General features: G+C 55.7%; 14 protein-coding genes and 1 other annotated feature (1 of these 15 cut by a window edge). All 14 genes read right to left on the reverse strand.

What is annotated here, in order from left to right; translation table 11 throughout:
* Window positions 1–291 carry a 50S ribosomal protein L23 gene (rplW, locus tag PV407_RS09315; protein WP_332089643.1) on the reverse strand — a complete coding sequence of 97 codons (291 nt, stop codon included), beginning with the start codon at window positions 289–291 and terminating at the stop codon, window positions 1–3.
* On the reverse strand, window positions 291–914 hold the full coding sequence (gene rplD / locus PV407_RS09320; RefSeq protein WP_332089644.1) for a 50S ribosomal protein L4: 624 nt from the start codon (window positions 912–914) through the stop codon (window positions 291–293). Before rplD ends, rplW begins: the two co-directional genes overlap by 1 nt.
* A gap of 24 nt (window positions 915–938) precedes the next feature.
* Window positions 939–1,565, reverse strand: a complete 627-nt coding sequence (rplC, locus tag PV407_RS09325; RefSeq protein ID WP_332089645.1) for a 50S ribosomal protein L3 — start codon at window positions 1,563–1,565, stop codon at window positions 939–941.
* 33 nt (window positions 1,566–1,598) lie between these two features.
* Window positions 1,599–1,907 (reverse strand): 30S ribosomal protein S10, encoded by a 309-nt coding sequence (gene rpsJ, locus PV407_RS09330; RefSeq protein WP_006212922.1) that lies wholly within the window; start codon window positions 1,905–1,907, stop codon window positions 1,599–1,601.
* Between the two features lie 350 nt (window positions 1,908–2,257).
* Complete coding sequence (gene tuf / locus PV407_RS09335; RefSeq protein WP_332089647.1) at window positions 2,258–3,448, reverse strand: elongation factor Tu; 1,191 nt, start codon at window positions 3,446–3,448, stop codon at window positions 2,258–2,260.
* A 32-nt stretch (window positions 3,449–3,480) separates the two neighbouring features.
* On the reverse strand, window positions 3,481–5,556 hold the full coding sequence (gene fusA / locus PV407_RS09340; protein WP_332089649.1) for an elongation factor G: 2,076 nt from the start codon (window positions 5,554–5,556) through the stop codon (window positions 3,481–3,483).
* A 75-nt stretch (window positions 5,557–5,631) separates the two neighbouring features.
* The gene (rpsG, locus tag PV407_RS09345) at window positions 5,632–6,102 is read right to left on the reverse strand and encodes a 30S ribosomal protein S7 (RefSeq protein ID WP_332089650.1); all 471 of its coding nucleotides are present in this window, start codon (window positions 6,100–6,102) and stop codon (window positions 5,632–5,634) included.
* Window positions 6,103–6,188: 86 nt separating this feature from the next.
* On the reverse strand, window positions 6,189–6,608 hold the full coding sequence (gene rpsL / locus PV407_RS09350; RefSeq protein ID WP_332089651.1) for a 30S ribosomal protein S12: 420 nt from the start codon (window positions 6,606–6,608) through the stop codon (window positions 6,189–6,191).
* A gap of 175 nt (window positions 6,609–6,783) precedes the next feature.
* Entirely contained in the window at window positions 6,784–7,035 is a 252-nt protein-coding gene (locus PV407_RS09355; protein ID WP_332089652.1) for a 50S ribosomal protein L7ae-like protein, read from the reverse strand.
* Window positions 7,036–7,131: 96 nt separating this feature from the next.
* Window positions 7,132–10,752: a DNA-directed RNA polymerase subunit beta' gene (rpoC, locus tag PV407_RS09360; protein WP_332089653.1), complete on the reverse strand. Its 3,621-nt coding sequence runs from the start codon at window positions 10,750–10,752 to the stop codon at window positions 7,132–7,134.
* A 46-nt stretch (window positions 10,753–10,798) separates the two neighbouring features.
* Window positions 10,799–14,353 (reverse strand): DNA-directed RNA polymerase subunit beta, encoded by a 3,555-nt coding sequence (gene rpoB / locus PV407_RS09365; RefSeq protein ID WP_332089654.1) that lies wholly within the window; start codon window positions 14,351–14,353, stop codon window positions 10,799–10,801.
* Between the two features lie 365 nt (window positions 14,354–14,718).
* On the reverse strand, window positions 14,719–15,315 hold the full coding sequence (locus tag PV407_RS09370; RefSeq protein WP_332089655.1) for a class I SAM-dependent methyltransferase: 597 nt from the start codon (window positions 15,313–15,315) through the stop codon (window positions 14,719–14,721).
* Window positions 15,316–15,430: 115 nt separating this feature from the next.
* A complete protein-coding gene (gene rplL, locus PV407_RS09375; RefSeq protein ID WP_332089656.1) occupies window positions 15,431–15,796 on the reverse strand; it encodes a 50S ribosomal protein L7/L12 in 366 nt (121 codons plus the stop codon).
* Between the two features lie 53 nt (window positions 15,797–15,849).
* Window positions 15,850–16,359 (reverse strand): 50S ribosomal protein L10, encoded by a 510-nt coding sequence (gene rplJ / locus PV407_RS09380; protein ID WP_332089657.1) that lies wholly within the window; start codon window positions 16,357–16,359, stop codon window positions 15,850–15,852.
* A gap of 58 nt (window positions 16,360–16,417) precedes the next feature.
* Window positions 16,418–16,497: a sequence feature (ribosomal protein L10 leader region), on the reverse strand (it continues 78 nt past the right edge of the window).

Raw genomic sequence — 16,497 nt, forward strand, 5'->3', positions numbered from 1 at the left:
TTAAACCGTCTCGAAAAATTCCAACGGCTTGCTGTCTTTGCTAAGCGAGACGATCGCTTTTTTCCACTCGCTCGTATAACCGGAGTAACGGCCGTAACGCTTCGGTTTGGCCGGAACGATCAACGTATTTACTTTCTCGACCTTGACTTTGAAAATGTCTTGCACCGCCAATTTGATTTCCGTTTTGTTCGCGCGCTTGTCGACTTCGAACACGTACGTGTTCGCCGCCATCAAATCGCTGGACTTCTCAGAAATAATCGGGCGCTTGATAATATCGCGTGGGTTCTTCATTACGCAAGCACCTCCTCTACTTTCTGAACTGCATCCTTCGTCATAATCAATTTGTCGTGAGCAAGCACGTCAAGCACGTTGATTCCTTCGGCGGAAACGAATTTCACGCCCGGGATGTTCCGCGTGGACAATGCCACATTGTCGTCGTAGCTGCCGGTGACAACCAAAGCTTTCCGTTCCACTTTCAGGTTGTTCAGGATCGCGGCAAACTCTTTCGTCTTCGGCGCGGCCAAAGACAGTTGATCCAATACGATGATTTCGCTGTCGATCACTTTCGACGAAAGCACGGATTTGATCGCAAGACGACGAACTTTTTTCGGCAGCTTGAAGCCATAGCTGCGAGGAGTCGGTCCAAATACGACGCCGCCGCCCTTCCATTGCGGAGAGCGAATGCTGCCTTGACGGGCGCGACCGGTTCCTTTTTGCTTCCAAGGTTTGCGGCCGCCGCCGCGAACTTCAGAACGACCTTTCGTTTTATGCGTGCCGAGACGCTGCGAGGCTTGCTGCAGTACGACCGCGGAATGAACGACGTATTTGTTCGGTTCGATCCCGAATACGGATTCCGCCAGCTCGACTTCGCCTACTTGCGCTCCGCTTACGTTAAAGAGTGCTACTTTTGGCATGTGTGTTCCTCCTTTCCGGCTATCTTATTGCTTGATCGTCGATCTTACGCTGACATAGCTGTTTCTAGGTCCCGGTACGGAGCCTTTCACGAGAATGACATTGCGTTCAGCATCGACTTTAATGACTTGCAATTTTTGAATCGTGATCGTTTCGTTACCCATGCGGCCCGCGTTCTTTTTGCCTTTCGGCACTTTGTTACTCGTACGGGCGATCGCTTGGGAACCAGCGCCGCGATGATATTTCGAGCCGTGAGCCATCGGTCCGCGGGAGAAGCCCCAACGTTTGATCGCGCCGGCCGTACCTTTACCTTTGGAAGTACCCGTCACGTCAACATATTCGCCTTCGGCGAAGAGATCGGCTTTCAGCTCCTGGCCAACTTCGTACTCGCCCAGGTTCACGCCGCGAATCTCCTTAATGTAGCGCTTAGGTGCGGTACCCGCTTTCTTCACATGACCAAGCGCCGGTTTCGTGGCGTTCTTTTCTTTCGCGTCGTCGAAGCCGATTTGGATCGCTTCGTAACCGTCGTTGTCTTGGTCTTTCTTTTGCAGTACGACGCAAGGACCCGCTTGAATGACCGTTACGGGAGTCACCGTACCGTCAGCGGCAAACAACTGAGTCATACCCAGCTTTTTTCCTAAGATACCTTTCATGTTGACACCTCTTTTCTTCTGCGAATGCTAATGTTAAAGCTTGATTTCGATATCTACACCGGACGGCAGATCGAGCCGCATCAAAGCATCGACCGTTTGCGGAGTCGGATTCACGATGTCGATCAGACGCTTATGAGTGCGCATTTCGAACTGCTCTCTGGAATCCTTGTACTTGTGCACCGCGCGCAAAATCGTAATGATTTGCTTTTCCGTCGGAAGCGGAATCGGACCGGATACTCCCGCCCCGGAACGTTTCGCCGTTTCGACGATTTTCTCTGCGGATTGATCGAGTACTCTGTGATCGTAAGCCTTCAAGCGGATACGAATCTTTTGCTTTGCCATACTGTTCCCTCCTTCTATCGCCCAATTTGTATCGGACATACTCCGCGAAAATATCCTGGCACCCCGCCATGGCAAAGGGGCCGGGTGTGTCAGCAACCTCTCGCATCATCGCAACGTCACAGACCAACGCTCACTATTATATAAAAAATCGGGACGGAAAGCAAGAAATTTTCACGGAAGTTTTCATTATATAAAAACCGGCTTCTTGAAGCAATAGAGAGGAGGCTAATTTGCGTTTCCATATCGGCCGATTTTTCTAGGCCAGCTTTCTTGCTTCCCGTCCCGCGGGTGGAAAAAGCAAAGTCCCCGACGCCGAGGTCGGGGACTGTTTCTTCTATTATAATAGAAGCTTACTTCAGGATCGTAGCAACGGCGCCTGCGCCTACCGTACGGCCGCCTTCGCGGATAGCGAAGCGAGTGCCTTCTTCGATAGCGATCGGCGAGATCAGCTCAACCGTAACGGTGATGTTGTCGCCCGGCATAACCATTTCCGTACCTTCCGGCAGGTTGATGATGCCCGTTACGTCCGTCGTCCGGAAGTAGAACTGCGGACGGTAGCCGGTGAAGAAAGGCTTATGACGGCCGCCCTCTTCTTTGGTCAGGACGTATACTTGAGCGGTGAAGTTCGTGTGCGGTTTAACCGAACCCGGCTTAGCCAAAACTTGGCCGCGCTCGATGTCTTTACGGTCAACGCCGCGGAGCAATGCGCCGATGTTGTCGCCCGCTTGAGCGGAGTCGAGCAATTTGCGGAACATTTCAACGCCGGTAACGACCGATTTGCGAGTTTCTTCGGCAAGGCCGACGATTTCGATTTCGTCGCCGACTTTAACCGTACCGCGCTCTACGCGACCCGTAGCAACCGTACCGCGACCCGTGATCGTGAACACGTCTTCGACCGGCATCAAGAAAGGCTTGTCGGTGTCGCGCTCAGGCGTCGGGATGTAGTTGTCGACTTGCTCGAACAGCTCGACGATTTTGTTCGCCCATTCGCCGTCCGGATTTTGCAAAGCTTCGCGAGCGGAACCGCGGATGATCGGCGTGTCGTCGCCCGGGAATTCGTACTCGTTCAGCAGGTCGCGAACTTCCATTTCAACGAGCTCGAGCAATTCTTCGTCTTCAACCATGTCGCATTTGTTCAAGAATACGACGATGTAAGGAACGCCTACTTGGCGGGAGAGCAGGATGTGCTCGCGCGTTTGCGGCATCGGGCCGTCAGCTGCGGATACGACCAGGATCGCGCCGTCCATTTGAGCAGCGCCGGTGATCATGTTTTTAACATAGTCGGCGTGTCCCGGGCAGTCAACGTGAGCGTAGTGGCGGTTAGGCGTTTCGTACTCGACGTGTGCCGTCGAGATCGTAATGCCGCGCTCGCGCTCTTCCGGAGCTTTGTCGATTTGGTCGAACGCTACGGCGCTACCGCCGTATTTTTTCGCCAAAACCGTAGTGATTGCAGCCGTCAGCGTCGTTTTGCCGTGGTCGACGTGACCGATCGTACCGATGTTAACGTGCGGCTTGTTGCGTTCAAATTTCGCTTTTGCCATGACAACAATTCCTCCTTAAATAAGAGATATGATTATGCGCCCTTGTTCTTTGCAATAATTTCTTCTGCAATACTCTTAGGCACTTCTTCATAGTGGGAAATTTCCATCGAATACACGCCGCGTCCTTGCGTCCGCGAACGGAGCGTCGTGGAGTAACCGAACATTTCGGCGAGCGGTACTTTCGAGCGGATGATCTGTGCGCCACCGCGGGAATCCATGCCTTCGATACGGCCGCGGCGGGAGTTCAGGTCGCCCATGACGTCGCCCATATACTCGTCCGGAACGGTTACTTCGACTTTCATGATCGGCTCGAGAAGAGCCGGATTACATTTATCCTTAGCCGCTTTAAGCGCCATCGAACCGGCGATTTTGAACGCCATTTCGCTGGAGTCGACATCGTGGTAAGATCCGTCTACGATCGTAGCTTTCAAATCCACGAGCGGGTATCCGGCGAGAACGCCGTTTTTCATCGATTCTTCGATACCGGCTTGAACGGCAGGAATGTACTCTCTCGGCACTACGCCGCCGACGATTTTGTTTTCGAACTGGAAGCCCGTTCCCGGCTCGAGCGGCTCGAATTCGATCCATACGTGACCGTATTGACCGCGGCCGCCGGATTGGCGAACGAATTTCCCTTCGACTTTCGCCGGGGAGCGGAACGTTTCGCGATAAGCGACTTGCGGCTTACCGACGTTCGTTTCGACTTTGAACTCGCGAAGCATCCGGTCGACGATAATTTCCAAGTGGAGCTCGCCCATACCTTGGATAATCGTTTGGCCCGTTTCTTCGTCCGTGTAGTAACGGAACGTCGGATCTTCCTCAGCCAGCTTGGAGAGGGCGACGCCCATCTTGTCTTGGTCGGCTTTCGTTTTCGGCTCGACGGCGATGCTGATAACCGGTTCCGGAAAGTTCATCGATTCCAGGATAACCGGATTTTTCTCGTCGCAAAGCGTGTCGCCCGTAATCGTATCTTTCAGACCTACCGCGGCCGCGATATCGCCCGAGTAAACCTCGCTGATCTCCTGACGGCTGTTGGCGTGCATCTGCAGAATACGACCGATCCGTTCGCGCTTGCCCTTCGTAGCGTTAAGTACGTACGAGCCGGAAACGAGAACGCCCGAGTAGACGCGGAAGAATGTCAGCTTGCCGACGTAAGGGTCGGTCGCAATTTTGAACGCGAGCGCGGAGAACGGCTCGGTATCGCTCGATTTGCGCACGACTTCGGTTCCGTCTTCGAGCGTACCGCGAATGTCCGGTACGTCGACCGGAGCCGGCAAGTAGTCGATGACGGCGTCCAGCATCAGCTGAACCCCTTTGTTTTTGTAAGACGATCCGCAAATGACCGGGAAAATCTTCACTTCGCAGACGCCTTTGCGCAGAGCCGCTTTGATTTCCGGAACGGAGATTTCTTCTCCCTCCAAATACTTCATCGTCAGCTCTTCGTCAAGCTCGGCCACTTTTTCCACAAGCTCGGTCCGAAGCTCGGACACTTTGTCTTGGTAGTCGGCCGGAATTCCGACTTTCTCGATGTCTTTGCCGAGATCGTCCTTGTACATGTAAGCCACTTGCTCGACCAGGTCGATGATGCCTTTGAAATCGGCTTCGGCCCCGATCGGAAGCTGGATGGCTACGGCGTTCGCCTTCAGGCGGTCGCGCATTTGGTCAATAACGCCCAGGAAATCGGCGCCGATGATATCCATCTTATTGACGTAAGCGACCCGCGGCACTCCGTAACGATCCGCTTGTCTCCAGACGGTTTCGGATTGGGGCTCGACGCCCTCTTTGGCGCTGAATACGCCAACCGCACCGTCAAGAACGCGCAGGGAGCGTTCGACTTCAACCGTGAAGTCTACGTGTCCTGGCGTATCGATAATGTTGATCCGGTGTTCTTTCCACTGGCAAGTCGTCGCGGCGGACGTAATCGTAATTCCGCGCTCCTGCTCCTGCTCCATCCAGTCCATCGTCGCCGCACCTTCGTGCACTTCGCCGATTTTGTGGGTACGGCCCGTATAAAACAGAATCCGTTCGGTCGTGGTCGTTTTGCCGGCATCGATATGCGCCATAATCCCGATGTTGCGCGTCTTTTGTAAGGAGAACTCTCTTGCCATACGATCTTCTCCTTTCAAGATGTAGTACGCCTTAGGCTTGGGCCGAAAGACTTCCGAAGAAGTCTTTCTAGCACATTACCAGCGATAGTGCGCGAACGCTTTGTTCGCTTCGGCCATTTTGTGCGTATCTTCCCGTTTCTTCACGGAAGCGCCGGTGTTGTTGCTGGCGTCCATAATTTCGGCCGCCAAACGCTCTTCCATCGTTTTCTCGCCGCGAAGACGCGAGTAGTGCACGAGCCAGCGAAGTCCGAGCGCGGTACGGCGCTCCGGCTTCACCTCAACCGGAACTTGGTAGTTCGAGCCGCCGACGCGGCGAGCTTTGACTTCGAGAACCGGCATGATGTTTTTGATCGCCTGCTCGAAAACTTCCATCGGCTCTTTGCCCGAACGTTCCTTGATCAAGTTGAACGCATTGTACAAAATCGTTTGCGCAACGCCGCGTTTACCGTCGATCATAATGCGATTGATAAGTCGGGTAACAAGCTTGCTGCTATAAATCGGATCCGGCAATACGTCTCTTTTGGGTACTGGACCTTTACGAGGCATAGTTATCCCCCTTTCTTGCGAGTTTCATCCATTTTCCATTAACGGAAAGCGCGACCGGGACGTTCCCGACGCGGCGCATATTCCGCTTATTTCTTGGCTTTCGGACGTTTCGTTCCGTATTTGGAACGGGCTTGCATCCGGTTGTTGACGCCGGACGTGTCCAGGGCGCCGCGAACGATATGGTAACGTACACCCGGAAGGTCTTTTACCCGTCCGCCGCGAATCAAAACGACGCTGTGCTCTTGCAGGTTATGACCGATGCCCGGAATATAAGCCGTAACCTCGACGCGGTTCGTCAAGCGTACGCGAGCGTACTTCCGCAGCGCGGAGTTCGGTTTCTTCGGCGTCATCGTGCCTACGCGCGTGCAAACGCCGCGTTTTTGCGGAGCGCTGATGTCGGTTTGTTCGCGTTTCAGAGCGTTAAACCCTCTTTGCAGTGCAGGCGATTTGGACTTCGTGATCTTCGCCTTGCGTCCTTTGCGTACCAATTGGTTGATCGTTGGCATGTCGCCACCTCCTTCCCCTGATTGCCTTCAAGCACCGCACTTTCGATTCAAGCCCACAGATCCAGGTGGTTCGCGTTTAGGCAAACGAAATGTTTTTGCCGCCCGCCTTCGCAGGCGACAAAAACACGGAGTAAGCCGCGGCGGCAGCGCGAGACTTCCGGCCGCAGCTTCTTGCTTATTCGTTTACGATGGCGGCCATCGCCGCCCCCACTTCGATGCCGCAAGCTTTGCCAAGCTGCTTCATCGACTCGACATATGTCACCTGAACCCCCATCTTCTTGCAGAGGTTCACGATCTTCGCTGTCATTCTCGGATCTGCGTCTTCCGCGACAAACACTTCGGCAGCTTTGCCAAGCTCCACCATCTTTGTCGTCTGTTTCGTGCCTATCGAAATGTTTTCCGCCTGTTTCACTTTATCATAAGACATCACGCTATCCTCCAAAGTTCAGGAGTGAAAACGGAGCTTCGGCACATACTTTGATAGTTTAGCATCCCGCCCGGCACGGTGTCAAGATTGAACTGTTTACGATTCTACCGCTACCGTTTCCAGCTGTTCTTCGGCTTCCGGTTCCGTCATATTCGGATCGTTCACCCGAATGTTCCGATAGCGGGACATCCCCGTACCGGCCGGAATGAGCTTGCCGATAATGACGTTCTCCTTCAGGCCGAGCAGCTGGTCGACCTTGCCTTTGATCGCCGCGTCGGTCAAGACGCGCGTCGTTTCCTGGAACGAGGCGGCCGACAGGAACGAGTCGGTTTCGAGCGACGCCTTCGTGATGCCAAGCAGCACCGGCTTCGCGACCGCCGGCTCTTCGCCGGAAAACAGCACTTCGCGGTTCGCCGCTTCGTATTCGTGCATGTCGACGAACGAGCCCGGCAGAAGCACCGTGCTGCCGCTGTCGATAATCCGGATTTTGCGCAGCATTTGGCGAATCATGATCTCGATATGCTTGTCGTTGATCTCAACGCCCTGGTTCCGGTAAACGCGCTGCACTTCCTGCAAAATGTAATTTTGCACGCCGCGAATGCCCTTGATGCGCAGCATTTCTTTCGGGTCGATCGAGCCTTCCGTCAGCTCGTCGCCGGCTTCGACCTGCTGGCCGACCGTTACGCGGATGCGCGAGCCGTAGGTGACCGAGTATACTTTTGACTCGGCTTCGCCCTCGATCTCGATTTCGCGGCGGTCTTTCGCTTCGCGAATGTCTTTCACCTTGCCGTCGATTTCGGAAATCGTCGCCTGGCCTTTCGGGTTGCGCGCCTCGAACAGCTCCTGAATCCGCGGCAAACCTTGCGTGATGTCGTCTCCGGCGACGCCCCCGGTATGGAACGTACGCATCGTGAGCTGGGTTCCCGGCTCGCCGATCGACTGGGCGGCGATAATGCCGACCGCTTCGCCGATTTCGACGTGAGTGCCCGTAGCCAAATTGCGTCCGTAACACTTTTTGCATACCCCGTGCTGCGTCCGGCAGCTGAGCACCGAACGGATTTGCAGCTTTTCGACGCCTGCGGCGATAATCGCGTCCGCCTTCGTCGAGTCGATCAGCTCGTTGCGGCCGACGATAACTTGCCCCGTTTCCGGATGGCGTACCGTCTCGAACGAGTACCGGCCTTCGATGCGGTCGTACAAATCTTCGATAACCTCTTTGCCGTCCTGGATTTTGCTGACGACGAACCCTTTGTCCGTGCCGCAATCTTCTTCGCGGACGATGACGTCCTGCGCCACGTCGACGAGACGGCGGGTCAAGTAACCGGAGTCGGCCGTCCGCAGCGCCGTATCGGCCAAACCTTTACGGGCGCCGTGCGTCGAAATGAAGTATTCCAAGACGGTCAGGCCTTCGCGGAAATTCGATTTGATCGGCAGCTCGTAAATACGGCCGGACGGCGTCGCCATAAGTCCGCGCATACCGCCGAGCTGCGTAATTTGCGATTTGTTACCGCGCGCTTTCGACTCGACCATCATCATGATGGAGTTGAACTTGTCGAGCGATTTCATGAGCACGTCGGTAATGCGTTCCTTCGTTTCGCTCCAGATGGAGATGACGCGGTCGTACCGTTCGTCGTCGGTAATAAGGCCGCGACGGTACTGCTGCATGACGACGCGCACCTTCTCCTCGGATTCGGCCAAGATCGTCTCCTTCTCCTTCGGAACGATAACGTCCGAAACCGCCACCGTAATGCCGGCGCGAGTCGAGTACGTGAAGCCGTTTTGCTTGATTTTGTCCAAAATGATCGACGTTTTCGTCGTATGGTATTGCCGGAAGCATTCCCCGATAATGGTGCCGAGGTAATCCTTGCCGACAGCTCCGCGCGACGGGACATTTTTGATAAACTCCCGGACGTCGGCCCCTTTGTCGAAGATGAAATATTCGTCGGAAATGCCGGCAAACAAGTTGCTCTTCGTCGCTTCGTTGATATACGGAAAATCGCTCGGGAAAATTTCGTTGAAAATGATTTTCCCGACCGTCGTCACGAGCATCGCTTCCTGCTGCCTCGGCGTAAAGCTCGTTTTGTTCAGCACCTTCGCCGGAATGGCCACGCGCGCGTGCAGGGAAGCCAGCCCGCGCTGATAAGCCGACACCGCTTCGGATACGTTGCGGAAAATCGAGCCGGTGCCGTGCGCCTCCGGATTGTCCATCGTCAGGTAGAAGCTGCCGAGGACCATGTCCTGCGACGGCGTAACGACAGGCTTGCCGTCTTTCGGGTTGAGAATGTTGCCGGACGCCAGCATCAGAATGCGGGCTTCCGCCTGCGCTTCGGCCGACAGCGGAACGTGCACGGCCATCTGGTCGCCGTCGAAGTCGGCATTGTACGCCGTACAGACGAGCGGATGCAGCTTGATCGCGCGTCCTTCCACGAGAATCGGCTCGAACGCCTGGATGCCGAGACGGTGAAGCGTCGGAGCGCGGTTCAGCAATACCGGATGCTCCTTGATGACTTCCTCCAGCACGTCCCACACTTCCGGGCTGACGCGTTCGACTTTGCGCTTCGCGCTTTTAATATTGTGAGCGAGCCCTTTGTTGACGAGCTCCTTCATGACGAACGGCTTGAACAGCTCGAGCGCCATCTCCTTCGGCAGCCCGCACTGGTACATTTTGAGGCTCGGTCCTACGACGATAACGGAACGGCCCGAATAGTCGACGCGTTTGCCGAGCAAGTTTTGGCGGAAACGTCCCTGCTTGCCCTTCAGCATATGGCTGAGCGACTTGAGCGGGCGATTGCCCGGACCGGTAACCGGACGGCCGCGGCGGCCGTTGTCGATCAAGGCGTCGACGGCTTCCTGCAGCATCCGCTTCTCGTTTTGCACGATAATGTCCGGGGCTCCGAGATCGAGCAGACGTTTGAGCCGGTTGTTCCGGTTAATGACCCGGCGGTACAAATCGTTCAGGTCGGACGTCGCGAAACGTCCGCCGTCGAGCTGTACCATCGGCCGCAGCTCCGGCGGAATGACCGGCAGCACGTCGAGCACCATCCATTCCGGCTCGTTGCCGGAATTGCGGAACGCCTCCATCACTTCGAGCCGCTTGATCGCGCGGTTGCGGCGCTGCCCTTGAGCCGTGCGCAGCTCTTCCTTGAGGGCGTCGACCTCTTTGTCGATGTCGATGTCCTGAAGCAGCTTCTTCACCGCTTCCGCACCCATGCTCGCCTGGAACGCATAGCCGTACTTCTCGCGATAGCTGCGGTATTCTTTCTCGGACAGCAGTTGTTTTTTCTCCAGCGGCGTATCGCCGGGATCGGTAACGACATAAGATGCGAAGTAAATGATCTCCTCGAGCGAACGGGGAGACATGTCGAGCGCGAGACCCATCCGGCTCGGGATGCCTTTGAAATACCAAATATGCGAAACGGGAGCGGCCAGTTCGATATGGCCCATGCGTTCGCGGCGCACTTTCGCGCGCGTCACCTCGACGCCGCATCGGTCGCAGACGACGCCCTTGTAGCGGACGCGCTTATACTTGCCGCAATGGCACTCCCAGTCTTTCGTCGGTCCGAATATTTTTTCGCAAAACAAGCCTTCCTTCTCCGGCTTGAGCGTCCGATAGTTGATCGTTTCCGGTTTTTTGACTTCTCCCCGCGACCAAGAACGGATTTTCTCCGGCGAAGCGAGACCTATTTTCATATACTCGAAATTGTTTACGTCGAGCATGGAGCAACCCTCCTCCAGTGTGCGCAGCCTACGGAATCGCGCCTAATCATTCGATGCCCGCTTCGGAGCCTTCCAAGTTGAGGTTGAGCTTGTCGCCGGACACGTCGTCTTCGTCGTCCAGCTCTTTCATCTCGATCTCTTCTTCGTTCTCCGACAAAATCTTGACGTCCATACCCAAGCTTTGCAGCTCTTTGATCAGCACCTTGAACGATTCCGGCACGCCCGGCTCCGGCACGTTCTCGCCTTTGACGATCGATTCGTACGTTTTGACGCGCCCGACGACGTCGTCGGATTTGACGGTCAAAATTTCTTGCAGCGTGTAGGCGGCGCCGTATGCCTCGAGCGCCCACACTTCCATCTCCCCGAAACGCTGGCCGCCGAACTGCGCTTTACCGCCGAGCGGCTGCTGCGTAACGAGCGAGTACGGACCGGTGGAACGGGCATGAATTTTGTCGTCGACCATGTGCGCCAGCTTGATCATGTACATGACGCCGACGGTCACTTCCCGCTCGAACGGTTCGCCCGTCCGGCCGTCGTACAAAATCGTCTTGCCGTTCCGCTGCATGCCCGCTTCTTCCATCGTGTCGAACACGTCGTATTCGCGCGCGCCGTCGAATACCGGCGTCGCCGTATGAATGCCGAGACGAAGCGCGGCCATGCCGAGATGCACCTCGAGCACTTGCCCGATGTTCATCCGCGACGGAACCCCGAGCGGGTTGAGCACGACTTGAACCGGTGTGCCGTCCGGCAGGAACGGCATGTCTTCCTCGGGCAAAATGCGCGCGATGACGCCTTTGTTGCCGTGGCGGCCGGCCATTTTGTCGCCCTCGGATATTTTTCGTTTTTGGGCAATATATACACGAACGAGTTGATTGACGCCCGGCGGCAGCTCGTCGCCGTTCTCGCGCGTAAACACTTTGACGTCGACGACGATGCCGTCCGTACCGTGCGGCACGCGCAGCGACGTATCGCGAACTTCGCGCGCCTTCTCGCCGAAAATGGCGTGCAGCAGCCGCTCCTCGGCGGTCAGCTCGGTAACGCCCTTCGGCGTCACTTTGCCGACGAGAATGTCCCCTGCGCCGATTTCCGCGCCGACGCGGATAATGCCGCGCTCGTCAAGGTTGCGCAGCGCGTCTTCGCCCACGTTCGGGATGTCGCGCGTAATTTCCTCCGGCCCGAGCTTCGTGTCGCGGGCTTCGGATTCGTATTCTTCGATATGAATCGACGTGTAGACGTCTTCCTTCACCAGCTTCTGGCTGAGCAGGATGGCGTCCTCGTAGTTATAGCCTTCCCAGGTCATGAAAGCGACGACGACGTTGCGGCCGAGCGCCAGCTCGCCCTGTTCCGTCGACGGGCCGTCGGCCAAAATGTCGCCGACTTTCACGATGTCGCCCTTGCGCACGATCGGACGCTGGTTCACGCACGTGCCTTGGTTGGAACGGATGAACTTGTGCAGCTTGTGCTTGATCAGATCGCCTTCGACAAGGCGGCCGTCGACCATCGCGTGGCGGCGCACCCATACTTCGTTCGCCGTAACGCGCTCCACGACGCCGTCATGCTTGCTGACGACGCATACGCCGGAGTCTTTGGCGCTTTTGTGCTCCATCCCGGTGCCGACGAGCGGCGCCTTCGGAACGAGGAGCGGAACGGCTTGCCGCTGCATGTTCGATCCCATCAGGGCCCGGTTGGAGTCGTCGTTTTCAAGGAACGGAATCAACGCCGTCGCGACCGAAACGACCTGCTTCGGCGAAACGTCCATATAATCGACGCGTTCTTTGGGCAATGTTAAAATATCGTCCTTATAGCGCACGATAACGGTATCGTTGGCGAACGTGCCGTCCTCGTTAAGCTCGGCGTTCGCCTGCCCGATTACATAATTGTCTTCTTCGTCGGCCGTCAAGTAAGCGATCTGATCGGTAACGACGCCCGTCTTCGGATCGACCCAACGGTAAGGCGCCTCGATGAAGCCGTAATCGTTGATCCGGGCAAACGTCGAGAGCGAGTTGATCAAGCCGATGTTCGGACCTTCCGGCGTCTCGATCGGACACATCCGGCCATAGTGGGAGTGGTGAACGTCGCGAACTTCCATGCCCGCGCGTTCGCGCGTCAAACCGCCGGGTCCGAGCGCGGACAAACGGCGCTTGTGCGTCAATTCGGCAAGCGGGTTCGTCTGGTCCATAAACTGCGAAAGCTGCGAGCTACCGAAAAACTCCTTGATGGACGCGATGACCGGACGAATGTTGATCAGCGCCTGCGGCGTAATGACGTTGGCGTCTTGAATCGACATCCGCTCGCGGACGACCCGTTCCATCCGCGACAAGCCGATGCGGAACTGGTTTTGCAGCAGCTCGCCCACGGAACGAAGCCTCCGGTTGCCCAGATGGTCGATATCGTCCGTGCTGCCGATGCCGTGCAGCAAGTTCATGAAATAGTTGATCGAGGCGATAATATCCGCCGGCGTAATGTTTTTGACCGTTTTATCAATAACTCCGTTGGAAATGACTTTAACGACTTTGCCTTCTTCCAGCGGAGAGAATACGTTGATCGATTGGAGCGGAATGCGGTCCACGTCCAAAACGCCGCCGCTTACGCCGAATTCGACGAAGCCGACGTTTTTCTCGAGGTCGGGCAATATTTGATCGAGCAGCCGGCGGTCGAGCACTTGACCGGCCTCCGCGATGATTTCGCCCGTCTCCGGGTTAACCAGCGTTTCCGCGAGACGTTGGTTGAACAGACGGTTTTTGATATGAAGCTTTTTGTTGATTTTATATCGTCCGACATTCGCCAAATCGTAACGCTTCGGATCGAAAAAGCGGGCGATCAGCAAGCTTTTCGCGTTGTCGAGCGTAGGCGGCTCGCCCGGACGGAGACGCTCGTAAATTTCGATCAGCGCCTTTTCGGTCGTGTCGGTGTTGTCCTTGTCCAGCGTGTTGCGAATATATTCGCTGTCGCCGAGCAGATCGATGATTTCCGCGTCGGAGCCGAAGCCGAGCGCGCGAAGCAAAACCGTAACGGGAATTTTCCGCGTCCGGTCGATCCGTACGTAAACGATGTCCTTGGCGTCCGTTTCCAGCTCGAGCCAAGCGCCCCGGTTCGGAATGACGGTCGCCGTATAACTTTTCTTGCCGTTTTTGTCGACTTTTGTGCTAAAATAAACACTGGGGGAACGAACGAGCTGACTGACGATTACCCGCTCGGCACCGTTAATAATAAAGGTACCGGTTTCCGTCATAAGCGGGAAATCGCCCATGAACACTTCTTGCTCCTTGACTTCTCCGGTTTCTTTATTGATTAAACGCACCTTGACGCGCAGCGGAGCAGCATACGTAACGTCACGTTCCTTCGAATCATCGACGGAATATTTCGGTTCTCCCAAGCTGTAGTCGATGAATTCCAGCACCAAATTGCCCGTGAAATCCTGAATCGGCGAAATATCCTGGAACATTTCGCGAAGACCCTCATCCAAAAACCACTGGTACGATTTTTGTTGAATTTCGATCAAGTTCGGGACTTCCAGCACTTCCTTAATCCGTGCGTACGTTCTGCGATTGCGCCGTCCGTATTGAACAGTATGACCCGCCAACTTTCCTTCACCCCTCACATCGACTTGAAAAAACTTGCAAGCAAAAAAGAAGAAAAGCCTCGTCAAAAAGCCTTGCGGCATTGCAGAGAGACCTTTTTTCCGCGGCAAACGTGGCAGCATTCCAATGTTCACATTTAGTTAGATTTTCCTAAAATGCGAACATTATACTTCTTTCGCCAAAATTATTCGTAGTCTGCAAAAAAAAGACTTGACATTTTAGCGAAATAAAGACATGACACCCATCTTAATACTGACATTTTATAATATTACCACAATAGCCGACGCGAGTCAAATACAACTCAGTCGGGCGTTCGTCAAGCACAAGTTTCGCCTATCCCCAAAATCGGCCCGTTTTCGCCCGCCGATCCGGAGTCCGCAAACGTTTATTTCGTCGCGCAGTAGATGCGGTAGCCTTTATCCTTGTCCGCCTCCGCGACGTTTCCGAACAGCGATTCCAGCTTGGCGAGCGCGGAAGGCGCGCCCTGCTTCTTCTGGATGACGACCCACAATTGGCCCCCTTCCGACAGATGCTCGTACGCCAATTCGAAAATGCGGTGCACCACCTGCTTGCCCGCCCGAATCGGCGGATTCGTTACGATTTTCGTAAACGTCCGGTCCGCAATCGCTTCGAACAAATCGCTTTGCACGATTTCCGCGTTCGCGATTCCGTTGCGCTGCGCGTTTTGTTTGGCCAGCTCGACCGCTCGTTCGTTAATGTCGATCATCGTCACCCGTCCCCGGGTCGCGAGCGCGGCCGCCGCAAGACCGATCGGGCCGTAGCCGCAGCCGACGTCCAGCACTTCGTCCGTTTCCGCGATGTCCATCGCCCCGATCAGCAGCCGGCTGCCGAAGTCGATCTCCTGCTTGGAAAATACGCCGGCGTCGGTCGTAAAATGAAACGTTTTTCCGCGCAGCACGGCCGTAACCGTCCCGCGCTCGCTGGCCGTCGTCGGCTTTTTCGAATAATAATGCTCCGTCATACGCCCTTCCTCCCTGTTCCCGGGATCGATCCCGCGGAAAGCCGCGGCCGCCTCCGGCGAAAAAGGAAATCCCCTTGAAGCGCGTGCTCCAAAGGGGATCCCGGTTCGACCGAAATTACTTCACTTCTACTTTTGCGCCAGCTTCTTCGAGCTTTGCTTTGATCGCGTCCGCGTCGGCTTTGGATACTTTCTCTTTGATCGGCTTCGGTGCGCCGTCAACGAGGTCTTTCGCTTCTTTCAGGCCGAGACCCGTAATTTCGCGAACGACTTTGATAACGTTGATTTTGGAAGCGCCGGCTTCGGCCAAAATAACGTCGAATTCCGTTTGCTCTTCCGCTTCGGCAGCTGCGCCGCCGCCGGCTACGACCGCTACCGGAGCGGCAGCCGTTACGCCGAATTCTTCTTCGATTGCTTTCACGAGATCGTTCAGTTCAAGAACGGTCATGCCTTTGATGGCTTCCAAGATTTGCTCTTTGCTCATGAGTTTACCCTCCAATTGGTAAGATCGAATGATGGTTCGTATTCACGTTCGAGTTAAGCTTGCGCTCCGCCCTCTTGCTTCTCCGACACCGCTTTAACCGCAAGCGCGAAGTTGCGGATCGGCGCCTGGAGCACGCTGAGGAGCATCGACAGAAGACCTTCGCGGGAAGGCAGTTCCGCAAGCGCCTTGATTTGGTTCATGTCGACGACGCGGCCTTCGACGACGCCGCCTTTTACTTTAAGCGCATCGTTCTTTTTGGCGAATTCGCTGAGCACTTTTGCAGCCGCAACGGCATCGTCCTTGCTGAACGCGACGGCCGTCGGGCCGGTCAGGACGCTGTCCAGGTCGGTCAGCTCGGCTTCCGCGGTCGCGCGGCGAACCAGCGTGTTTTTGAGAACTTGGAAATCGACGCCCGCTTCGCGAAGACGTTTGCGCAGCTCGGTCACTTGCGCCACGTTCAAGCCGCGATAGTCGGCCACGATCGTGCTCGCGCTCTCGCGGAGCTTTGCCGCCACTTCGGCCACGACTTGTTGTTTCTCTTGCAATACATTTGCGTTTGGCATGGGGGTACACCTCCTGTAAACTGGCTTCGCTTGCCCAATGCGTTATGTCGCCGTCCGGTGCTACACGTAAAAAGCCTCCGTTGGTTAGACGGAGGCACAACGTTGCCCTCGCTTCTTCGGCGGTCCGAAGAAACGGAA

The sequence above is a fragment of the Paenibacillus sp. GYB003 genome, from assembly GCF_036577625.1.
GTDB lineage: Bacteria > Bacillota > Bacilli > Paenibacillales > NBRC-103111 > Paenibacillus_AB.

What these genes read in the sequence shown, in the direction of transcription:
- rplW (WP_332089643.1), bottom strand. Translation starts at nt 291, where the DNA reads ATGAAGAACCCACGCGATATTATCAAGCGCCCGATTATTTCTGAGAAG.
- rplD (WP_332089644.1), bottom strand. Translation starts at nt 914, where the DNA reads ATGCCAAAAGTAGCACTCTTTAACGTAAGCGGAGCGCAAGTAGGCGAA.
- rplC (WP_332089645.1), bottom strand. Translation starts at nt 1,565, where the DNA reads ATGAAAGGTATCTTAGGAAAAAAGCTGGGTATGACTCAGTTGTTTGCC.
- rpsJ (WP_006212922.1), bottom strand. Translation starts at nt 1,907, where the DNA reads ATGGCAAAGCAAAAGATTCGTATCCGCTTGAAGGCTTACGATCACAGA.
- tuf (WP_332089647.1), bottom strand. Translation starts at nt 3,448, where the DNA reads ATGGCAAAAGCGAAATTTGAACGCAACAAGCCGCACGTTAACATCGGT.
- fusA (WP_332089649.1), bottom strand. Translation starts at nt 5,556, where the DNA reads ATGGCAAGAGAGTTCTCCTTACAAAAGACGCGCAACATCGGGATTATG.
- rpsG (WP_332089650.1), bottom strand. Translation starts at nt 6,102, where the DNA reads ATGCCTCGTAAAGGTCCAGTACCCAAAAGAGACGTATTGCCGGATCCG.
- rpsL (WP_332089651.1), bottom strand. Translation starts at nt 6,608, where the DNA reads ATGCCAACGATCAACCAATTGGTACGCAAAGGACGCAAGGCGAAGATC.
- PV407_RS09355 (WP_332089652.1), bottom strand. Translation starts at nt 7,035, where the DNA reads ATGTCTTATGATAAAGTGAAACAGGCGGAAAACATTTCGATAGGCACG.
- rpoC (WP_332089653.1), bottom strand. Translation starts at nt 10,752, where the DNA reads ATGCTCGACGTAAACAATTTCGAGTATATGAAAATAGGTCTCGCTTCG.
- PV407_RS09370 (WP_332089655.1), bottom strand. Translation starts at nt 15,315, where the DNA reads ATGACGGAGCATTATTATTCGAAAAAGCCGACGACGGCCAGCGAGCGC.
- rplL (WP_332089656.1), bottom strand. Translation starts at nt 15,796, where the DNA reads ATGAGCAAAGAGCAAATCTTGGAAGCCATCAAAGGCATGACCGTTCTT.
- rplJ (WP_332089657.1), bottom strand. Translation starts at nt 16,359, where the DNA reads ATGCCAAACGCAAATGTATTGCAAGAGAAACAACAAGTCGTGGCCGAA.